Origin of the sequence: Pseudomonas sp. BCA17, assembly GCF_004519405.1 — a bacterium.
GTDB lineage: Bacteria > Pseudomonadota > Gammaproteobacteria > Pseudomonadales > Pseudomonadaceae > Aquipseudomonas.
In genome coordinates this window covers 364,099-384,800 of the sequence record NZ_SGWI01000004.1, presented here as the reverse complement: position 1 = coordinate 384,800, position 20,702 = coordinate 364,099, and the positions used below count along the sequence as shown (strand labels likewise).

16 protein-coding genes are annotated in these 20,702 nt (G+C 60.5%); 8 read left to right on the top strand and 8 right to left on the bottom strand.

Going from position 1 to position 20,702, the window contains the following annotated elements:
• Positions 1–24: 24 nt before the first annotated feature.
• The 3 genes from EXW71_RS17890 to EXW71_RS17880 all read right to left on the bottom strand — a co-directional run bounded on the left by EXW71_RS17890 (position 25) and on the right by EXW71_RS17880 (position 3,220).
• Positions 25–1,203: a VWA domain-containing protein gene (locus EXW71_RS17890; RefSeq protein ID WP_123715084.1), complete on the bottom strand. Its 1,179-nt coding sequence runs from the start codon at positions 1,201–1,203 to the stop codon at positions 25–27.
• Positions 1,203–2,048 carry a MoxR family ATPase gene (locus tag EXW71_RS17885; protein WP_060753128.1) on the bottom strand — a complete coding sequence of 282 codons (846 nt, stop codon included), beginning with the start codon at positions 2,046–2,048 and terminating at the stop codon, positions 1,203–1,205. Before EXW71_RS17885 ends, EXW71_RS17890 begins: the two co-directional genes overlap by 1 nt.
• A gap of 98 nt (positions 2,049–2,146) precedes the next feature.
• On the bottom strand, positions 2,147–3,220 hold the full coding sequence (locus EXW71_RS17880) for a DUF748 domain-containing protein (RefSeq protein WP_134657917.1): 1,074 nt from the start codon (positions 3,218–3,220) through the stop codon (positions 2,147–2,149).
• 124 nt (positions 3,221–3,344) lie between these two features.
• Between EXW71_RS17880 and cysK the strand changes: the two genes are divergently transcribed.
• Entirely contained in the window at positions 3,345–4,319 is a 975-nt protein-coding gene (gene cysK, locus EXW71_RS17875; protein ID WP_123715086.1) for a cysteine synthase A, read from the top strand.
• A gap of 109 nt (positions 4,320–4,428) precedes the next feature.
• Positions 4,429–5,367, top strand: a complete 939-nt coding sequence (locus EXW71_RS17870; RefSeq protein ID WP_123715087.1) for an aspartyl/asparaginyl beta-hydroxylase domain-containing protein — start codon at positions 4,429–4,431, stop codon at positions 5,365–5,367.
• Between the two features lie 52 nt (positions 5,368–5,419).
• On the opposite strand, the gene acnA is transcribed toward EXW71_RS17870, so the two are convergent.
• Positions 5,420–8,161 carry an aconitate hydratase AcnA gene (gene acnA / locus EXW71_RS17865; RefSeq protein ID WP_134657916.1) on the bottom strand — a complete coding sequence of 914 codons (2,742 nt, stop codon included), beginning with the start codon at positions 8,159–8,161 and terminating at the stop codon, positions 5,420–5,422.
• Positions 8,162–8,357: 196 nt separating this feature from the next.
• On the opposite strand from acnA, the gene rlmM reads away from it, so the two are divergent.
• Together rlmM and tusA are read left to right on the top strand one after the other, a co-directional pair.
• A complete protein-coding gene (gene rlmM, locus EXW71_RS17860; RefSeq protein ID WP_123715089.1) occupies positions 8,358–9,434 on the top strand; it encodes a 23S rRNA (cytidine(2498)-2'-O)-methyltransferase RlmM in 1,077 nt (358 codons plus the stop codon).
• Between the two features lie 27 nt (positions 9,435–9,461).
• Positions 9,462–9,713: a sulfurtransferase TusA gene (gene tusA, locus EXW71_RS17855; RefSeq protein WP_123715090.1), complete on the top strand. Its 252-nt coding sequence runs from the start codon at positions 9,462–9,464 to the stop codon at positions 9,711–9,713.
• An 83-nt stretch (positions 9,714–9,796) separates the two neighbouring features.
• Here the strand turns inward: tusA and EXW71_RS17850 are convergent, their stop codons facing one another.
• Positions 9,797–11,197 carry an MATE family efflux transporter gene (locus tag EXW71_RS17850; protein ID WP_134657915.1) on the bottom strand — a complete coding sequence of 467 codons (1,401 nt, stop codon included), beginning with the start codon at positions 11,195–11,197 and terminating at the stop codon, positions 9,797–9,799.
• A gap of 255 nt (positions 11,198–11,452) precedes the next feature.
• Between EXW71_RS17850 and pdxB the strand changes: the two genes are divergently transcribed.
• Positions 11,453–12,595, top strand: a complete 1,143-nt coding sequence (pdxB, locus tag EXW71_RS17845) for a 4-phosphoerythronate dehydrogenase PdxB (RefSeq protein ID WP_134657914.1) — start codon at positions 11,453–11,455, stop codon at positions 12,593–12,595.
• 229 nt (positions 12,596–12,824) lie between these two features.
• On the opposite strand, the gene EXW71_RS28805 is transcribed toward pdxB, so the two are convergent.
• A complete protein-coding gene (locus tag EXW71_RS28805) occupies positions 12,825–12,998 on the bottom strand; it encodes a PA1571 family protein (protein ID WP_167659652.1) in 174 nt (57 codons plus the stop codon).
• Positions 12,999–13,253: 255 nt separating this feature from the next.
• Between EXW71_RS28805 and EXW71_RS17840 the strand changes: the two genes are divergently transcribed.
• Complete coding sequence (locus tag EXW71_RS17840; RefSeq protein WP_134659620.1) at positions 13,254–15,047, top strand: ABC transporter transmembrane domain-containing protein; 1,794 nt, start codon at positions 13,254–13,256, stop codon at positions 15,045–15,047.
• Between the two features lie 79 nt (positions 15,048–15,126).
• Here the strand turns inward: EXW71_RS17840 and EXW71_RS17835 are convergent, their stop codons facing one another.
• Entirely contained in the window at positions 15,127–17,055 is a 1,929-nt protein-coding gene (locus EXW71_RS17835) for a transglycosylase SLT domain-containing protein (RefSeq protein ID WP_123715093.1), read from the bottom strand.
• Positions 17,056–17,268: 213 nt separating this feature from the next.
• Here EXW71_RS17835 and EXW71_RS17830 point away from each other — a divergent pair, with 213 nt between their 5' ends.
• Positions 17,269–19,188 (top strand): ATP-binding cassette domain-containing protein, encoded by a 1,920-nt coding sequence (locus tag EXW71_RS17830; RefSeq protein WP_134659622.1) that lies wholly within the window; start codon positions 17,269–17,271, stop codon positions 19,186–19,188.
• Positions 19,189–19,275: 87 nt separating this feature from the next.
• Here the strand turns inward: EXW71_RS17830 and EXW71_RS17825 are convergent, their stop codons facing one another.
• A complete protein-coding gene (locus EXW71_RS17825; protein ID WP_123715095.1) occupies positions 19,276–19,716 on the bottom strand; it encodes a universal stress protein in 441 nt (146 codons plus the stop codon).
• Between the two features lie 105 nt (positions 19,717–19,821).
• Here EXW71_RS17825 and EXW71_RS17820 point away from each other — a divergent pair, with 105 nt between their 5' ends.
• On the top strand, positions 19,822–20,259 hold the full coding sequence (locus tag EXW71_RS17820) for a hypothetical protein (RefSeq protein ID WP_123715096.1): 438 nt from the start codon (positions 19,822–19,824) through the stop codon (positions 20,257–20,259).
• Positions 20,260–20,702: the final 443 nt, after the last annotated feature.

The window sequence follows — 20,702 nt, the reverse complement described above, 5'->3', positions numbered from 1 at the left end:
TCGCTCCTACAGGGGACGGCGGGGTTATTTCGAGAGGAAGCGCATGCCTTCTTCCAGGCCGCGCAGTGTCAGCGGATACATCTGATCCTCCACCAGCTCCCGCACAATCCCCGTCGACGCCGTATACCCCCAGGTGTCCTTCGGATACGGGTTAATCCAGATCAACTTCTTGTACTTGGCCATGAAGCGCTGCATCCACACGTACCCTGGCTCTTCATTCCAGTGCTCGACGCTGCCGCCGGCTTGCGTGATTTCGTAGGGCGCCATCGACGCATCGCCGATGAAGATCACTTTGTAATCCGCGCCGTACTTGTGCAGCAGGTCTTGCGTGGAGGTACGCTCCGAGGTGCGGCGCTGGTTGTTCTTCCACACCGACTCGTATACGAAGTTATGGAAGTAGAAATACTCCAGGTGCTTGAACTCGGTCTTGCACGCGGAGAACAGCTCTTCGCAGGTCTTCACATGGGCGTCCATCGAGCCGCCGATATCGAACAGCAAGAGCAGCTTGATGGTGTTGCGCCGTTCCGGGCGCATCTGGATATTCAGCAGGCCGGCATCACGCGCGGTGTGGTCAATGGTGCCGTCAATGTCCAGTTCTTCCGCCGCGCCTTGGCGTGCAAACTTGCGCAGGCGGCGCAGGGCGATCTTGATGTTGCGCGTGCCCAGCTCAACCTGATCGTCGAGGTTTTTGTACTCGCGCTGGTCCCACACCTTCACGGCCTTGCCCTGGCGCTTGCCGGCATCGCCGACGCGGATGCCTTCGGGGTTGTAGCCCCCGGAGCCAAACGGGCTGGTGCCGCCGGTGCCGATCCATTTGTTGCCGCCGGCGTGGCGTTCCTTCTGTTCTTCCAGGCGCTTCTTGAATTCCTCGATGAGTTTGTCGAGGCCGCCGAGGGACTGGATCTGCGCGCGTTCTTCATCGCTCAGCGAGCGTTCGAATTCCTTGCGCAGCCAATCTTCGGGGATCAGCGCCTGCAGGTGGTCGTCGAGTTTTTCCAGGCCGTTGAAGTAGGCGCCAAAGGCTCGGTCGAACTTGTCGTAATGCCGCTCGTCCTTGACCAGGATCGCCCGGGCCAAGTAGTAAAACTCGTCCATGTCGGCGAAGGTCACGCGCTGTTTCAGGGCGTTGATCAGGTCGAGCAGCTCGCGTACCGACACCGGCACCTTGGCTGCGCGCATCTCATTGAACAGGTTGAGCAACATTATCGATTACCGCGACGGCTCATGAAGGCCAGGCGCTCCAGCAACTGCACGTCCTGCTCGTTCTTCACCAAGGCACCGGCCAGGGGCGGAATGGCCTTGGTCGGGTCGCGCTCGCGCAGCACGGCTTCGCCGATGTTGTCGGCCATCAGTAATTTGAGCCAGTCGACCAGTTCGGAAGTGGAAGGCTTTTTCTTCAGGCCCGGCACTTTGCGCACGTCGAAGAATACGTCCAGCGCTTCGCTGACCAGCTCTTTCTTGATATCGGGGTAGTGCACATCCACGATCTTTTGCAGCGTGGTGCGGTCGGGGAAGGCGATGTAGTGGAAGAAGCAGCGGCGCAGAAAGGCGTCCGGCAGTTCTTTTTCGTTGTTGGAGGTAATGATGATGATCGGGCGTTTTTTGGCCTTGATGGTCTCGTCGATTTCGTAGACGTAGAACTCCATCTTGTCGAGTTCCTGCAACAGGTCGTTGGGGAACTCGATGTCGGCCTTGTCGATTTCGTCGATCAACAGGATGACGCGTTCTTCAGATTCAAAGGCTTCCCAGAGTTTGCCTTTCTTCAGGTAGTTGCGCACATCGTGGACTTTGTCCACGCCCAACTGCGAGTCGCGCAGGCGGCTGACCGCGTCGTACTCGTACAGGCCCTGATGGGCCTTGGTGGTGGACTTGATGTGCCAGGTGATCAGCTTGGCGCCAAAGGACTCGGCCAGTTGCTCGGCGAGCATGGTCTTGCCGGTGCCCGGTTCGCCCTTGACCAGCAAGGGCCGCTCCAGGGTGATGGCAGCGTTGACAGCCAGTTTCAGGTCGTCAGTGGCAACGTAGGCCTGGGTGCCTTCGAACTTCATCGGTCATTCCTCGAATTCATCAATGCCCGGACTATACCTCGCAGCCCCGGCGACTGTGAACGCAGGCGGCTTATCAGTCTCTGAATGACCGGTCACGTTCAATTCGCCGAGGGCTTGGGTTGTTCATAGCGTGCATTGAATGCCTGGATAAACCCGTTGCGCAAAATCGCCAGAAACGCGGAGAACGCGCTGACATTTTGCTGGTGCACGCTGCCGCTGAGCTCCACTCGGGTGGCAAACTGGTTTTTGTTCTGGTTTTTCAGCACAGTTTCGCTGGCGCCAACCACGGCTTCCCAGATCGAGCGGAAGATGTTCTTGTCCTTGTTTTCAACGTCCTGCTTCCAGTCGAACACTTCTACATCGCGCAGCAACGGCTTGATATAGCCGGTCAACTGGCCTTTTTCGGCCTGGGCCTCGATCACCACATCGCCGGTGCCGGCCTTGAAGTCGAATTTGCCGTAGGCCGAGGCGAAGTCGTTCATGCGCTTGAGTTGCAGGTCCTTGGCGCGAAAACGGAATTCGAAATCTTCGAAATTGCTCAGCGGGTCAAAGGTGGCGTTGGCTTGCAACGGTGCCTGGCCCTGCAATAGGGCTTTGCCTTCGAAGCTGGCGCCGCGCTTGCCTTTGACATCGACCACATTGGTCAAGTTATAGAAACTGGCGTTGACCGAGCTGGCATTGATGTTCACCGCCGGCTTGGAGGTGAAGTTGTGGAAGGCGATCTTGCCGTCCTCAATGCGCACTTCGTTGAGCGTGATGGGCAACAGTTTGCCCAACTGCTCGCGCCAGTCGGTGCCCTTACCGGTTTGTGAGGATTGCTGGTTGCCACCGTCGACAAAATTCAGCTCCGGCTTGAAGAACTGCACCTCGGCTACCACGGCGTGGTCGTACCACAATGAATGCCAGCTCACCGACAGGTCGATCATCGGCACCTTGACGAACGGTACCGGCACCTTGCCGTCGACCTTGACGATCTGCAGGCCGTTGATCTTGTAGGCGCCGCGCCACAGGGCCACATCCACGTCCGTGACCTGGCCACGGTAATCGCCCATGTCGGCGAGCTTGTCGTTGAGGTAATTGCGCACCAGATAGGGCAGGGCCAGGTCCAGGGCGATCAACACCACCACCAGTACGGCGACGATCCATAGCAGCCCACTGTAACGACGTTTCATAGTGAGGTTCTCCAACGGTATAGGCGATGGACCATTGGCGCGGGCGCAACGTTCCTCTGACTGGACGCCCCGGATGACGAGGCATACCCTTGGGCCATTCTCCAAACAGCCTCAAGGACCCGTCATGAGCCGCATCTTTGCAGACAACGCGCATTCCATCGGTAATACGCCCCTGGTTCAGATCAACCGCATCGCACCGCGTGGCGTGACCATCCTGGCCAAGATCGAGGGGCGTAACCCGGGCTATTCGGTGAAGTGTCGCATTGGCGCCAACATGATCTGGGATGCCGAGGGCACCGGCAAGCTCAAGCCTGGCATGACCATTGTCGAGCCGACATCCGGCAACACCGGCATCGGCCTGGCTTTTGTCGCCGCGGCCCGTGGCTACAAACTGCTGCTCACCATGCCGTCGTCCATGAGCATCGAACGGCGTAAAGTGCTCAAGGCCCTCGGCGCCGAGCTGGTGCTGACCGAACCGGCCAAAGGCATGAAGGGGGCGATCGAAAAAGCCGGCGAAATCGTTGCCAGCGACCCGTCCCGGTACTTTATGCCGGGCCAGTTCGAAAACCCGGCCAACCCGGCCATCCACGAAAAAACCACCGGCCCGGAAATCTGGAACGACACCGATGGCGCCGTGGATGTGCTGGTGGCGGGCGTGGGGACCGGCGGTACCATCACCGGCGTGTCGCGTTACATCAAGAACGTTGCCGGTAAGCCGATCTTGTCGGTGGCCGTCGAGCCGATCGTCTCGCCGGTGATCACTCAAGCGCTGGCCGGTGAAGAGATCAAGCCCAGCCCGCATAAAATCCAGGGAATCGGCGCCGGTTTCGTGCCGAAAAACCTCGATTTGTCGATGGTCGACCGCGTTGAGCTGGTCAGTGACGAGGAGTCCAAGGCCATGGCGCTGCGCCTGATGCAGGAAGAGGGGATCTTGTGCGGTATTTCCTGCGGCGCCGCCATGGCGGTGGCCGCGCGCCTGGCCGAGAAGCCGGAAATGCAGGGCAAGACCATCGTGGTGATCCTGCCCGACTCCGGTGAGCGCTACCTGTCGAGCATGCTGTTCAGTGATTTGTTTACCGAGCAAGAGAACCAGGCTTGATTTGAGTCAGCGCCAATACGCTGGGCCTTCTGCATACTGGCCCAAGTGTTTATCATGGCCGGCTGCTACGTCTGCTGTTGGCCAGGCGCTTATTTTCAGGAGTTGCTGCATGACCTTTTCTTTGGCCGCCAAACTGTCGGTGCTGTCGCTTTTTATCGGCAGCATTCTGTACGTGCATTTGCGCGGCAAGGCGCGTTTGCCTGTGTTGCGTCAGTTCGTCAACCATTCGGCGCTGTTCGCCCCGTATAACGCCTTGATGTACCTGTTTTCTGCGGTACCGTCCAAACCCTACCTGGACCGCACCAGGTTCCCGGAGCTGGATGTGCTCAAGGACAACTGGGAAGTGATCCGCGAAGAGGCCATGCACCTGTTCGACGAGGGTTACATCCGCGCCGCCGAAAAGAACAACGACGCCGGTTTCGGCTCATTCTTCAAAAAGGGTTGGAAGCGTTTCTACCTCAAGTGGTACGACAAGCCGCTGCCCTCTGCCGAAGCGCTGTGCCCGAAAACCGTGGCACTGGTGAGCAGCATCCCTAACGTCAAGGGCGCGATGTTCGCGCTGTTGCCGGGCGGCAGCCACCTGAACCCGCACCGCGACCCGTTTGCCGGTTCCCTGCGTTATCACCTGGGCCTGTCCACGCCGAACTCCGACGACTGCCGCATCTTCGTCGATGGCCAGGTCTACGCCTGGCGTGACGGTGAAGACGTGATGTTCGACGAAACCTACGTGCACTGGGTGAAGAACGAAACCGAGCATACCCGTGTCATCCTGTTCTGTGACATCGAGCGCCCCCTGAGCAACCGCCTGATGACCCGCATCAACCGCTGGGTCAGCAAGCAATTGGGCCGCGCCACCGCGCCGCAGAACCTGGATGACGAACGCGTAGGCGGGATCAACCAGGCCTACGCCTGGAGCAAGACCTTCAGCGACAAGTTCAGTGGTGTGGTCAAGCAGTGGAAGCGCAAGCATCCCAAGGCCTACCGTATTGCGCGGCCGGTACTGGCGGTAGTGGTACTGGTGCTGCTGTGGAAGTGGTTGTTCGGCTGATTGGAATGAGGGAGCGGGCTTGCCCGCTCCCTCATTTGATCTCCAGCGTGTATCAGGACGCGATCAGCTGACGCAGGACGTAATGCAGAATGCCCCCGGATTTGAAGTATTCGACTTCGTTCAGGGTATCAATCCGGCACAACACCTCGACCTTCTCCGTACTGCCATCCTCGCGCGTAATCACCAGCGTCAGGTTCATCCGCGGCTCGATCTCGGCGTCGGTCAGCCCAAGAATGTCGATCTTCTCCTTGCCGGTCAGTTTGAGCGTCTTGCGGTTCTGGTCCAGTTTGAATTGCAAGGGCAGCACGCCCATGCCTACCAGGTTGGAGCGGTGAATACGCTCGAAGCTCTCGGCGATCACCGCCTTGACCCCCAGCAGGTTGGTACCCTTGGCTGCCCAGTCGCGGCTGGAACCGGTGCCGTATTCTTGCCCGGCAACCACCACCAGCGGCGTGCCCGACGCCTGGTACTTCATCGACGCATCGTAAATCGCCATCTTCTCGCCGGTGGGGATGTACAACGTATTGCCGCCTTCCTCGCCGCCGAGCATTTCGTTGCGGATACGGATATTGGCAAAGGTGCCGCGCATCATCACTTCATGGTTGCCCCGACGTGAACCGTAGGAGTTGAAGTCGCGCGGTTCCACGCCTTGCTCGCGCAAGTAGCGGCCGGCGGGGCTGTCGGTCTTGATATTACCGGCAGGGGAGATGTGGTCAGTGGTCACCGAATCCCCCAGCAGGGCCAGCACATTGGCGCCTTTGATATCCTTGATCACCGGCAAAGGCCCGGCAATGTCATCAAAGAACGGTGGGTGCTGGATGTAGGTGGAATCCTTCTGCCACACGTACGTCGCGGCCTGCGGCACTTCAATCGCTTGCCATTGCTCATCCCCGGCAAACACCTCGGCGTATTCCTTGTGGAACATGCCGGTGCTGACTTGGGCCACGGCGTCGGCGATTTCCTTGCTGCTTGGCCAGATATCCCTGAGGTACACCGGTTTGCCGTCCTTGTCGTTACCCAGCGGTTCGCTGCTGATATCGATGCGCACCGTACCGGCCAGGGCATAGGCCACCACCAGCGGCGGCGAGGCCAGCCAGTTGGTTTTCACCAGCGGGTGCACGCGGCCTTCGAAGTTACGGTTGCCGGACAGTACCGAAGCGACGGTGAGGTCAGCTTTCTGGATGGCTTTTTCAATCGGCTCGGGCAGTGGGCCGGAGTTGCCGATGCAGGTGGTGCAGCCGTAGCCGACCAGGTCGAAACCGAGTTTATCCAGGTATTGGGTAAGGCCCGCCGCCTTGTAGTAATCGGTGACCACCTTGGAACCGGGCGCCAGGGAACTCTTGACCCAGGGTTTACGGGTCAGGCCTTTTTCCACGGCTTTTTTTGCCACCAACCCGGCCGCCATCATCACGCTGGGGTTGGAGGTGTTGGTGCAGGAGGTGATCGCGGCGATCACCACCGCGCCGTTTTTCAAGCGATAGGTCTGGCCATCATCTTCATAGTCGGTTTCGCCCACCAGATCGGCATTGCCCACCGCGACGCCACCACCGCCTTCGCTTTCCAGGCGGCCTTCTTCTTTGCTGGCGGGTTTGAATTGCAGGTCGAGGAAGTCGCTGAACGCCTGGCCCACATTGGGCAGCGACACCCGGTCCTGCGGGCGTTTCGGCCCGGCGAGGCTGGCTTCGACGCTGCCCATGTCCAGCGCCAGGGTGTCGGTGAACACTGGCTCCTGGCCCGCGTTGCGCCATAGGCCCTGGGCCTTGGTGTATGCCTCCACCAGCTTGACGGTTTCTGTCGGGCGGCCCGACAGGCGCAGGTAGTCCAGCGTCACTTCGTCCACCGGGAAAAAGCCGCAGGTGGCGCCATATTCCGGGGCCATGTTGGCGATGGTGGCGCGGTCGGCCAGAGGCAGGTCGGCGAGGCCGTCGCCATAGAACTCGACGAATTTACCGACCACGCCTTTTTTGCGCAGCATCTGGGTGACGGTCAACACCAGGTCGGTGGCGGTGATGCCTTCCCTCAGCTTGCCGGTGAGCTTGAAGCCGATCACTTCCGGAATCAGCATCGACACGGGTTGGCCGAGCATCGCCGCTTCTGCTTCGATCCCGCCGACGCCCCAGCCCAGCACGCCCAGGCCGTTGATCATGGTGGTGTGGGAGTCGGTGCCCACCAGGGTGTCGGGGAACGCGTAGGTGCGACCGTCTTCGTCCTTGGTCCACACGGTGCGCCCCAGGTATTCGAGGTTGACCTGGTGGCAGATGCCGGTGCCCGGTGGCACCACGCTGAAGTTGTCGAAGGCGCTCTGGCCCCAGCGCAGGAAGGCGTAGCGTTCGCCGTTGCGCTGCATTTCGATGTCCACGTTCTGCTCGAATGCGCCTGGGGTGCCGAATTTGTCGACCATCACCGAGTGGTCGATCACCAGGTCCACGGGGGAGAGCGGGTTGATGCGCTGCGGGTCGCCCCCGGCCTTGGCCACCGCGGCACGCATGGCGGCCAGGTCGACCACGGCGGGTACGCCGGTAAAGTCTTGCATCAGCACCCGGGCGGGGCGGTATTGGATCTCACGGTCGGACTGGCGCTCTTTGAGCCAGGCGGCGATGGCCTTGAGGTCGGCACCGGTGACGGTCTTGGCGTCCTCCCAGCGCAACAGGTTTTCCAGCAGCACCTTGAGCGACATCGGCAACGTGTCCAGGTCACCCAGGCTCTTGGCGGCTTCGGGCAGGCTGAAGTAGTGATAGGTCTTGTTGTCTATTTCCAGTGTTTTAAGGGTTCTCAGGCTATCAAGCGATGACATGACACAACTCCTTATGGTCCGCACGGCTACGGACCTGACGGGGCGAACAGAGCTTTACACGTTAGCCCTGTTTTCATTAGCAGGCTAATAACTGGACTCTATCGTTAAGTCCAAGGTTCCGAACTCCGTTATCATGCGCGGGTTTTCATGACAGGTATTGCGATAGCGCAAGCCGGTTGATTCACCAGGAGAGTTGATGAACACCCTTTTTATGCACTGCCGCCCGGGTTTTGAAGGCGAAGTCTGCTCCGAGATCTCGGAACACGCCGCGCGCCTGAACGTTTCCGGCTACGCCAAGGCCAAGACCGGCAGCGCCTGCGCCGAATTTGTCTGCACCGAAGAAGACGGCGCCCAGCGCCTGATGCACGGCCAGCGTTTTGCCGAGTTGATCTTCCCAAGGCAGTGGGCACGCGGGGTGTTTATTGACTTGCCGGAAACTGACCGCATCAGCGTGATCCTCGCTCACCTGCAAGGCTTCCCGGTGTGCGGCAGCCTGTGGTTGGAGATGGTCGATACCAACGACGGGAAGGAACTGTCGAACTTCTGCAAGAAATTTGAAGTGCACCTGCGCAAAGCCTTGTTGAATGCCGGCAAGCTGGTAGACGACCCGAGCAAGCCGCGCCTGCTGCTGACCTTCAAGAGTGGCCGGGAAGTGTTCATGGGCCTGGCCGAGTCGAATAATTCGGCGATGTGGCCGATGGGTATCCCCCGCCTGAAATTCCCGCGTGAAGCGCCGAGCCGCTCGACTTTGAAGCTGGAAGAGGCCTGGCACCACTTCATCCCGCGTGATCAGTGGGACGAGCGTCTGCACGGCGACATGACCGGCGTCGACCTGGGCGCGGCGCCGGGTGGCTGGACTTGGCAACTGGTCAATCGCGGCATGCTGGTGACCGCCATCGACAACGGCCCCATGGCCGAAAGCCTGATGGACACCGGCCTGGTCCAGCACCTGATGGCCGACGGCTTCACCTTTGTGCCCAAGCAGCCGGTGGACTGGATGGTCTGCGATATCGTCGAAAAGCCTGCACGTAACGCGGCGCTGCTGGAAACCTGGATCGGCGAGGGGCATTGCCGTGAGGCGGTGGTGAACCTGAAGTTACCGATGAAGCAGCGTTATGCCGAAGTGAAGCGCTTGCTGGAGCGTATCGAGGAGGGCTTCAAGGCGCGCGGGATTCGCGTGGAGATCGGTTGCAAGCAGCTGTATCACGATCGTGAAGAAGTGACGTGCCACTTGCGTCGGCTGGTGGATGTGAAGAAAGCCAAGGCCCGATAAACTGAGCGCCTGTTCCAGGAGTAGATGATGAGCGATATCAGTGACACCGCCGTCGACGGCACCCTAGACGCAACGGGCCTCAATTGCCCGGAGCCGGTGATGATGCTGCACCAACACATCCGCGACCTGCCGCCGGGCGGCTTGCTCAAGGTGATCGCGACCGACCCGTCGACCCGTCGCGATATTCCCAAGTTTTGCGTGTTCCTTGACCACGAACTGGTGGATCAGCAGGAACAGGCCGGTACCTACCTGTACTGGATTCGCAAAAAGCTGGCTTGACCCCTAATGCAATTCAATTAAGCGTAAGACCGTCTGTAGGAGCGAGCTTGCTCGCTCCTACAGACGGTCTTAGCTGGCCGGAATCAGGCTTGAGCCCGCGCCTTATCTGCACGGATGCGTCGGCGCGCACTGCGCGCCAAGCGCACCAGCAACATCCCCGCCGCACAACTCAAGCCTACGATCAGCCCTTGCCACAAGCCGCTTGGGCCGCTGGGCTCGCCGAGCCAAGGGGTCAGGCCCAAGGCGTAACCCACCGGCAGGCCCACGCCCCAATAGGCGAACAAGGTCAGTACCATGGTCACCCGGGTGTCCTGGTAGCCACGCAGCGCACCGGCGGCGGTGACCTGGATCGAGTCCGAGAACTGGAACAACGCCGAGAACACGATCAACGTCGAGGCCAGGTGGATCACCACCGGGTCCGGGGTGTAGATCGTCGCAATCTGTTCACGGAACAACAGCATCAGGCTGCAGGACACGCAGGCGTACGCCAGCGCCGTGCCCATGCCGACCCCCGCCGCAAAGCGCGCTTCACGCGGCTCGCCACGGCCCAGGGCCTGGCCGACACGCACGGTGACCGCCATGCTCAGGGAGTAGGGAATCATGAACACCAGGGAGCTGACGTTCAGCGCGATCTGGTGCCCCGACACCACCGTAGCGCCCAGGCTGCCGATCAGCAGGGCGATCACCGCGAAAATGCTCGACTCGGCAAAGATCGCGACGCCGATAGGCAGGCCGATGCCCAGCACACGCTTGATCACCGACCACTGGGGCCAGTCGAAACGCTTGAACAACTCGCTGCTCTGATAGGCCGAGCCCCAGCGGGTCCAGGCGGCGAGGCCAAGCGTCATCACCCACATGGCAATGGCCGTGGCCCAACCGCAGCCTACGCCGCCCATGGCGGGTACGCCCAGGTGGCCGTAGATGAAGATGTAGTTCAGTGGAATGTTCAGCGCCAACCCGCATAGGCCCATGACCATGCTCGGCCGCGTGCGACCCAGGCCATCACTGAAGCAACGCAATACGTAATAGAACGCGACGGCCGGCATGCCTGCGGCGATACCGTGCAGGTAACCCATGGAGGGTTTGATCAGGTCGGGCTCGACCTTCATGGCGTGCAGGATGGGTTCGGCGCAGAGCAGCAATAATGCTCCGATGATCCCCACCACCAGCGCCAGCCACAGCGATTGACGCACCAGCGGGCCGATCTCGCTGAACTGACCGGCGCCGTAACGCTGGGCGACTTTTGGCGTAGTGGCCAGCAGGGTGCCGGTCATCAACAGATACACCGGAATCCAGATCGAATTGCCCAGGCCCACCGCAGCCAGATCCTGTGGGCTGACGCGCCCGGCCATCACCGCATCGACGAAGCTCATCGCCGTGGTTGCCAGTTGGCCGATCATGATCGGCAGGGCGAGGGTCAGCAGGCCGCGCACTTCCCGACTGATACGGGCGGGGCGGGTGAGGGGGGCGGTGACAGTGTTCACGTACGGGTGTCCAGGAATAAGGGGAGACGCAAGGACGGCGGATTCTACGCCTTGACATGATGGTCAGGAAAAAACCTGTGTTGCGGATTTGTAAGCGTCCGTGCTCATGGCCCAAATCCAGCGTGGAAGGGGACTGGCTTCCGATTGCGGTATGGCGGGTGGAACATGTGTAACTGATCCACCGTTATCGGGAGCACGCCCCCTTCCACAGGGGATACGCGCTGTTACACTGCCAGTCCGCGAAAGGAGCCTGCCATGCTGATTGTTGCCGACGAAAATATCCCGCTGCTCGATGCCTTCTTCCAAGGGTTTGGCGAAATTCGCCGGGTGCCCGGTCGCTCCATCGACCGCGCCACGGTTGAGCAGGCCGATGTCTTGCTGGTGCGTTCGGTGACCCGCGTCGACCGTGCCTTGCTGGAGGGGACACCGGTGCGTTTTGTCGGCACTTGCACCATCGGCACCGATCACCTGGACCTGGAATATTTCAAGCAGGCCGGTATCGCCTGGTCCAGTGCTCCCGGCTGCAATGCGCGGGGCGTGGTGGATTATGTGCTGGGCAGCTTGCAGACCTTGGCGGAAATTGAAGGTGCCGACCTCAGGCAGCGCACCTACGGCGTGGTCGGCGCTGGTGAGGTGGGCGGGCGTCTGGTCAAGGTGCTCAAGGGGTTGGGCTGGGATGTACGCGTGTGCGACCCGCCGCGTCAGATCGCTGAAGACGGTGATTACGTCAGCCTGGAGCAGATCATCGAGCACTGCGATGTGATCAGTCTGCACACGCCGTTGACCCAATCCGGCAATGGCTCCACCTGGCATCTGCTTGATCGCCAGCGCCTCAATCGTCTCAAGCCAGGCACATGGCTGATCAATGCCAGCCGTGGTCCGGTGGTCGACAACGCGGCCCTGCGCGACGTGTTGCTGGCCCGTGAAGACCTGCAGGCGGTACTGGACGTGTGGGAAGGCGAGCCGCAGGTGGACGTGGAACTGGCTGACCTGTGCGTGCTGGCTACGCCGCATATTGCCGGTTACAGCCTGGACGGCAAGCAACGCGGTACGGCGCAGATCTATCAAGCGCTCTGTGCGCATCTGAGCCAGGAACCCAGCATTCGGCTGAGTGATCTGCTGCCGCCGCCATGGCTGGCGCAGGTACACCTGAATGCCTCGACCGACCCGGCCTGGGCGCTGGCGACCTTGTGTCGCAGCGTGTACGACCCGCGCCGTGATGATGCGGATTTTCGTCGTAGCCTCGTGGGAACCGTAAGCGAGCAGCGCAAGGCATTCGACCTGCTGCGCAAGCACTATCCGGAGCGTCGCGAGATCGACGGTCTGCGCGTGCGGATCAATGGCGAATCGGCGGCCTTGTCGAATATCGTGTCCGCCTTGGGTGCGGTAACGATTTAATCCTCAAATAAAAAAACCGGCCATCGAGGCTAATGCCAGTCAGTTAAGAGTAAACGCTGTATTTGTGGCGAGGGAGCTTGCTCCCGTTGGACTGCGCAGCAGTCCCATTCTTTGTAAACAAAGAGCGGGGCCGCTTTGCGGCCCAACGGGAGCAAGCTCCCTCGCCACAGGTTACTTCTTAACTGACTGGCATTAGCCTTCGAGGCCGGGTTTGAAAGAGCGTGGCGCTTCAGCCTTGCTTGGCAGGTCTGACCAGTCGCTGTTCCAGCTCGCGGCAGGCTTGCTGGATCATATTCTCGGTAATCTGAACCTCGCGGCCCTTGGCGTCGATGTACGAGCAAGGCAACTGCTGCGGCTGGCGGATTACGTTAATTTTGGCATCGCTGCTATTTTGCAAGGTCATGGCCTGTCTCCTCATCAGGTTGTATACCTACTTTAATTCCCCCGCGTGACCGAGCTATTACAACTCCTTACAAGGTCACGGTCCGGATACTCAGTCCACCAGAAACCGACACATATTTCCAGCCAGGCTTTAGACCGATAGCCTCTAGGAGCCTGCACCGGTGGGCATAATCAACCTGACTCATTGTTATTTACACAAGTTCCCCCAATGTTGCTCTGTAGAGACTTCTCTCCTTAAGCGCAGGTGAAACCCGCCATGTTCTCAGCCCGTCAACGTCACGCGATTCGCTTGGCCAGTCGTTTTATCGCGCCCTATCGCTGGCAGGCATTGGGTGCCTTGTTGGCACTGATTGTCACGGCGGGCATCACCTTGTCGATGGGCCAGGGCATCCGTCTATTGGTGGACCGGGGGTTCATGACCCAGTCACCGCATTTGCTCAACCAGTCCATCGGGCTGTTCATGATTCTGGTGTTGGGCCTGGCCGTGGGCACATTCACCCGGTTCTACCTGGTGTCGTGGATTGGCGAGCGGGTGGTGGCGGATATCCGTCGGCAGGTCTTCAACCACTTGATCTACCTGCATCCGGGGTTCTATGAAAACAATCGCAGCTCGGAAATCCAGTCACGGCTGACCACCGATACCACGCTGTTGCAATCGGTGATTGGTTCGTCGTTGTCGTTGTTCCTGCGTAACGCGTTGATGGTCATCGGCGGTATCGTTTTGTTGTTTGTCACCAATCCCAAGTTGACCAGCATCGTAGTGGTGGCGCTGCCGCTGGTGCTGGCACCGATCCTGATTTTTGGTCGCCGCGTGCGCAGCCTCTCGCGCCTGAGCCAGGACCGTATCGCCGACGTGGGCAGCTACGTGTCCGAGACCCTCGGCCAGATCAAGACGGTGCAAGCCTACAACCATCAGGTGCAGGACGAACAACGCTTTGCCGTGACCGTGGAAGACGCGTTTGCCACGGCGCGCAAGCGCATCGCCCAGCGGGCCTGGCTGATTACCCTGGTGATCATGCTGGTGCTGGGCGCCGTGGGGGTCATGTTGTGGGTGGGCGGCATGGACGTGATCAGCGGGCGCATTTCCGGTGGTGAGCTGGCGGCGTTCGTGTTCTACAGCTTGATCGTGGGCAGTGCCGTGGGCACCTTGAGTGAAGTCCTTGGTGAGTTGCAACGGGCCGCGGGTGCCGCTGAGCGCATCGGCGAGCTATTGCAGTCGAGCAACGAGATCCAGGCACCGGCCAATGGAGGGGTGCAGTTGCCGCAGCGGGTCAGCGGTCGCATGGAGCTGCAGGATTTGCGCTTTTCCTACCCGTCGCGGCCGGACAGCTATGCCATCGATGGCCTGAGCCTCACGGTCAACCCTGGCGAAACACTCGCCTTGGTTGGGCCGTCCGGGGCAGGTAAATCGACGATTTTCGACCTGTTGCTGCGTTTCTACGACCCACAGCAAGGCCGCATCCTGCTGGAAGGTCACCCGCTGACCGACCTGGACCCCATGGACCTGCGCCGCCACTTCGCCCTGGTGTCCCAGAGCCCGGCGCTGTTTTTCGGCAGCGTCGAAGAAAACATCCGCTACGGCAACCCGTCCGCCACTCGGGAACAGGTCGAAGCCGCTGCGCGTATCGCCCATGCCCACGACTTTATCCTGCAAATGCCCGACGGCTACCAGACTCACCTCGGCGACGGCGGGATGGGCCTCTCCGGTGGTCAACGCCAACGGCTGGCGATTGCCCGAGCATTGCTGGTAGACGCCCCCATCCTGCTGTTGGACGAAGCCACCAGTGCTCTGGATGCCCAGAGTGAGCATTTGATCCAGCAGGCGCTGCCGCAATTGATGCAAGGCCGCACCACCCTGGTGATCGCGCATCGATTGGCAACCGTGAAGAACGCGGATCGGATCGCGGTGATGGATCAGGGTAAATTGATAGCGGTGGGTACGCACCAGCAGTTGATTGCGAGCAACCCGCTGTATGCGCGGTTGGCGGCGTTGCAGTTCAGTGATGGGGCACACCTTCATGCGGCAGGCGTTGAGCCTGGCTTTGGCTGAAGTTGTACAGCGCAGGCGCCCGGCGGCCCTATAAAAATGCCCGCATCTTTCGAGGCGGGCATGTTCATTTCCGGATCAGTTACTGATCGTCAAAATACCGCTCATGCCAATCCACCAACGGCTGTGGTGAGTTGAGCTTCTGCCCGTAGATCACCGAATAAGACAGTACGTTCTGCACATACTGGCGGGTTTCGTCGAAAGGAATGCTCTCCACCCACACATCGAAGCTCAGGTGATCAGCCCCGCGCAGCCATTGGCGCACGCGGCCGGGGCCGGCGTTGTAGGCGGCCGAGGCGAGAACGCGGTTGCCGCTGAACTGGCTGTGCACCTGGCTCAGGTAGGCGGCGCCGAGCTGGATGTTTTTGTCCGGGTCGAGCACCTGGGCCGGGGAGGCCAGCGGGATGCTGAACTTGCGTGCGGTTTCCTTGGCGGTGCCAGGCATCAGTTGCATCAGGCCACTGGCGCCGACGCCGGAACGGGCGTCGTCCATGAAGGCGCTTTCCTGGCGGGTGATGGCGAACACCCAGCTCGAATGCAGGCCGCGCACCTTGGCTTCGCGCACCAGTGTGTCGCGATGGGCCATCGGGAAGCGGATATCCAGGTCGTCCCAGTACTGCGCCTGGCTGATGGTACGGATTGCCGGGAAATACCACTTCATGTCGTAGGCCAGCTTGGCCTGGGCGACCATTTCGTCACGGTTGAAGTGACGGCTGACGTGGTACCACTCGCGGCGGCCATCCACCACCTGGCCTCGCGCATAGAACTCCAGGGCTCGGCGTACGCCGGGGGTGTTGCGCACCTTGTTCATCAGTGCCTGGCTCATTACCAGCGGTTTGTTGGTCAGCTGGTAAGGGGCTTTGGAGCGATCAGCGGCGAGGAAACCGTAGAAGTCGCGCTCTTTCGCCACGTTTTTGTACAGCACCAGCGCCTGCGGGTTTTTCGGTTCGGCCAGTTCCAGGCTGCGCGCCTGCCAGTAGCGCCAGCGGTTGGTGGTCGCCAGGTCTTGTGGGAGTTTGCGGGTGAGCTGGTAGGCTTCTTCCCAGCGAGCCAGGCGCAGCAACAGGCGCAGACGCCATTCGGAGACGGTGTTGTCACGCAACTCCGGATCGTACTGGGTCATCACGTCCAGCGCGCGCGGGTCGTACCGGCGCGCCAGGGTCAGGCCGATTTCCCGGGCGATCGACACTTTTTCGTCACGGGAGAAGTGCATGCTGCTGGCATAACCGTCGAGCAGGGCCATGGCCTTGTCCGGGTCCTGGCGTGCCAGCCGGCGCAGGCCCAGGCCAACCGCATCGGACATGGCCTCGTTGGCCGGCAGAAAACGCGACGGGTCACTGAGCATGTCGGGCTTTTGCGCAACGTCGACCATCAGGCGGCCTTGGGCGCCGAGGGTCGGTAAGGTTTTCACCAGGCTGTTGGCCAGCGCATAGTTGCGCGCTTCGGCGGCGAGCTTGGCGCGGTCCCAGATCTTCTGTTCGGTGAGTTGGCCATCGGCCGCCCACTGGCCAAAGGTGGCATCGCAAGCAGTCGGTTGAGATTTGCCGGTCATCCACAGCTTTTCTGTGGTCTTGTAGCCTTCAGCTTTCAGGTTATGCGTGAGCTGGTACTGACCGTGCAGGCAGTCCAGCTCGACGAAATTCAGCTTGGGGTCGTAGTACTTTTCAAAAGTCTGCCAGTCGCCGCGGTCCGCCAGCCAGCGCAACCAGCGCAACTTCATCCAGTTGGCCTGGGGCAGGTCACCGTTTTTGGCGAGGAATTGTTCGATTTCCTCGTTGCTTGCGGTTTTCAGGCGCGCGGTCAGCTCGTCGTACGCCAGGTACGGCGTGAGCGGGTAATCGGCCAGGGCCTGGCTGTATTGCATGTACGGCCCGCTGTCGCCTTTGGCCAGGGCACGTTTGGCCTCATCGTAATATTGACGTTGGGTGGTGAGATCCACGGCCTGGGCAGATTGAACGGCGGTGGCGGAAAGAAGCAGACAAGATAAAAAGTTGAAAAGGCGGCTGCGCATGAGACGTCCGTGCAGAGAAATCACGAATAGCGCCGGCACCGCCGACACTGATTGTCCCTAGCTTAGCCTTTTGCCCGCAGCCGTTGAAAGCTTTGCGGCCCGCTTGATCCCAGTTAGGCGCAAATGGCGCGTAGAACGTATCGACAGCGAAAATGCCGGCCGCATCCCGCCCTCAACTCAGGTAGAATGCGCGCCCAGTTTTTGGAGAAGCTCATGACCCTGCTCAAATTCAGCGATGTGTCCCTTGCTTTCGGCGCTATGCCGTTGTTGGACAAGGTGTCCTGGCAGATCGCCCGTGGTGAGCGGGTGTGCATCATCGGCCGTAACGGCACCGGCAAGTCCAGCATGATGAAGCTGGTCAAGGGCGATCAGAAGCCCGACGACGGCGCCGTCTGGCGCGCACCGGGCCTCAAGATCGGCGAACTGCCGCAGGAATTGCCGGTAGCCGACGGGCGGACAGTGTTCGACGTGGTCGCCGAAGGCCTCGACGGCGTGGGCGCGTTGCTCGCCGAATACCATCATCTGGCACAGAACTGCGTGACCGATGCCGATCTGGACAAACTGATGCACGTCCAGCAAGACCTCGAAGCCCGTGACGGCTGGCGCCTGCAGCAGTTGGTGGACAGCACCCTGAGCCGCCTGCAACTGCCGCCGGACAAGACCCTGGCCGAGTTGTCCGGCGGCTGGCGTCGCCGTGTGCTGCTGGCCCAGGCATTGGTGTCCGAACCGGACCTGTTGCTGCTCGACGAACCGACCAACCACCTGGATATCGGCGCGATCGCCTGGCTGGAAGAAGCCATCAAGGACTTCCAGGGCGCCGTGCTGTTCATCACGCACGACCGTGCCTTCCTGCAGAGCCTGGCGACGCGCATCCTCGAACTGGACCGTGGTGGCCTGATCGACTGGAATGGCGACTACGCCAGCTTCCTGGTGCACAAAGAGGCTGCGTTGGCTGCTGAAGAAACCGCCAACGCGCTGTTCGACAAGAAACTGGCCCAGGAAGAAGTCTGGATCCGTCAGGGCATCAAGGCGCGCCGCACTCGTAACGAAGGTCGCGTACGCGCCCTGAAAGCGCTGCGCGTTGAACGCAGCGAACGTCGCGAGCGTACCGGCAAGGCCAATATTCAGCTGGATACCGCCGAAAAGTCGGGCAAGCAAGTGATGGTGCTGGAAAACGTCAGCTTCCATCACCCGGACGGCCCGTTCCTGATCAAGGACTTTTCCATGGTCCTGCAGCGCGGCGACCGTATCGGCCTGCTGGGTGCCAACGGCACCGGCAAGACCACGTTGCTCAAGCTGATGCTCAGCGGCCTGCAGCCCACCAGCGGCAAGGTGGAGGAGGGCACCAAGATCGACGTGGCGTACTTCGACCAGTTGCGCCATCAGTTGGACCTGGAAAAAACCGTGATCGACAACGTTGCCGAAGGCCGCGACTTTATCGATATCGACGGCCAGAGTCGTCACGTGCTGAGCTACCTGGGCGACTTCCTGTTCAGCCCGCAGCGTGCCCGCACACCGGTGAAAGCCTTGTCCGGTGGCGAGCGTGCGCGCCTGCTGCTGGCCAAGCTGTTCAGCAAGCCGGCCAACCTGCTGGTCCTCGACGAACCGACCAACGACCTCGATGTGGAAACCCTCGAGTTGCTGGAAGAGGTCCTGCTGACCTTCAACGGCACTGTGCTGATGGTCAGCCACGACCGGGCATTCCTCGACAACGTGGTCACCAGTACGCTGGTCTTCGAAGGTGAAGGCAAGGTGCGTGAATATGTCGGTGGTTATCAGGACTGGCTACGTCAGGGCGGCTCGCCGCGCCTGTTGGGCGTGACCGAGAGCAAGTCCGGCAAGGCCGACCTGAACTCGGCGGTGGTCGCCCCGGCTGCCGCTGCAGCACCCGTAGAGTCGGCGGCACCGGCCGGCAAGAAGAAGCTCAGTTACAAGCTGCAGCGCGAGCTGGAAGCCTTGCCGGGTGATATCGACGCCAAGGAACAGCAGATTGCTGCGGTAGAAGCGGAAATGGCTGACGCGGGTTTCTACCAGCGTCCGGCGGCGGAAACCGCTAAGGTGATTGCTTCCCTGGAGACACTGAACCAGGAGCTGGAAGCGTTGGTTGAGCGTTGGGCCGAGCTGGACGCCTGAGTGATCCACACGCAATAAAAAACCCGGTGTTCATCTGATGAGCACCGGGTTTTTCATATGGAATACGGGCAAAAAACGTCAGTGACCTTATGAGGATTTGACCAGTTTTACCGCCAACACATCGCATGGCGCGCCATGCAACACATCATTCGCCGTGGAGCCCAGCAACAGCGCCAGGCCATGACGACCGTGGCTGCCGACCACGATCAGGTCGCAATGCTGCTCCTTGGCCAAGTGGTGGATTTCCTGGCGCGGCTGGCCGTATGTGAGGTGAGAGTTTTCCTTGGTCACTTCGGGGTATTTAAGGATTAGTCGGTCGAGGCGTTCCTTGGCCTGGTCGAACTGTTGTTGCTGCAACTGGGAGAGATCCATGGGCACGTCGCCGCCGAAGGCCATGGCCATGGGTTCGACGATGTGCACCAGTGACAGCTTTGCGCCGCTGGCGACCGCGAAGGCGCGGGCGCGCTTGATCACTGGATCGCACTCTTCGGTCAGGTCGACGGCGACCAGAATATGTTCGTAGGACATGGGGCGTTCCTCCAGGGGACTGCAATGTATTCAGTATGGCTGCTTTCAAGCGGATCGGCTTGCGTCAGGTCAAATCCGCTCAACTGGAAATTCGGGAGTACACATATGACGGTCTGGATAGTGGTGTCAATCCTTGCAGTGGTTCTGAGCCCTCTGGCGTGGCTGCGTCCGTCGCGCAATCAGAGTGGGCGCATGGCCCTGCGCATGGAGGCACGCCGCATTGGGCTGACCATGCAATTGGCACCCCAGGAATGGCCGCACTGGCTCAAGCAGGAGCCTCCGAGCCCCTGTGCGCAGTACTGTCGGCCACGGCGTGGCAGCACGCCGGCGATCTGGAGTTACTGGCAGTTGGAGCCAGGGGTCTGGGTCAATCAATGGCGCGAAATATGTGTCGATGAGAAGTTGTTGCCGCATTTTGCGACGCTGCCGGCCAACGTCTACAAAGTCGAAGCCGACAAGCAAATGATCGCCCTGTATTGGGGCGAGAAGGGCGAAGCCAGCGTCCTGAAGGACATCGATGCGCTGCTCAAGGCATTGGCCTGAAAGCTGCTCTGCATAGGAGCTAGCTTGCTCGCGAAGAGCCTGGGGGCGCCGCGTTAAACCAGATGCGCTGCGTTATCGTTGACGATCTTCGCGAGCAAGCTCGCTCCTACAGAATTCTCGGGGCGTCCGGGTACCAAATCCTGGGCAATAAAAAGCCCGACATCTTTCATCGGGCTGGAGTTGGCCAGGCAGGCCGGTAATTGCATCACTGCGGCGGATGTTCATTCCAACGCATTAAGGTTGTCGCTAGCCTAGCGGCATATCCCGTTCTGTACAGCCTTTTCCCACAACTTTTCTCTTATTGATTTCGTGAATAATTGAATATTGACGCGAGGCGAGCCCGGGGGCGAGGTTCCGAAATGACTGGAAAGTCGCGTTTTCCCTAGCCTTTGGAGCGATTGACAATTGCCTGGAATTGGATGAAGGTGACGTACCCAAATCAA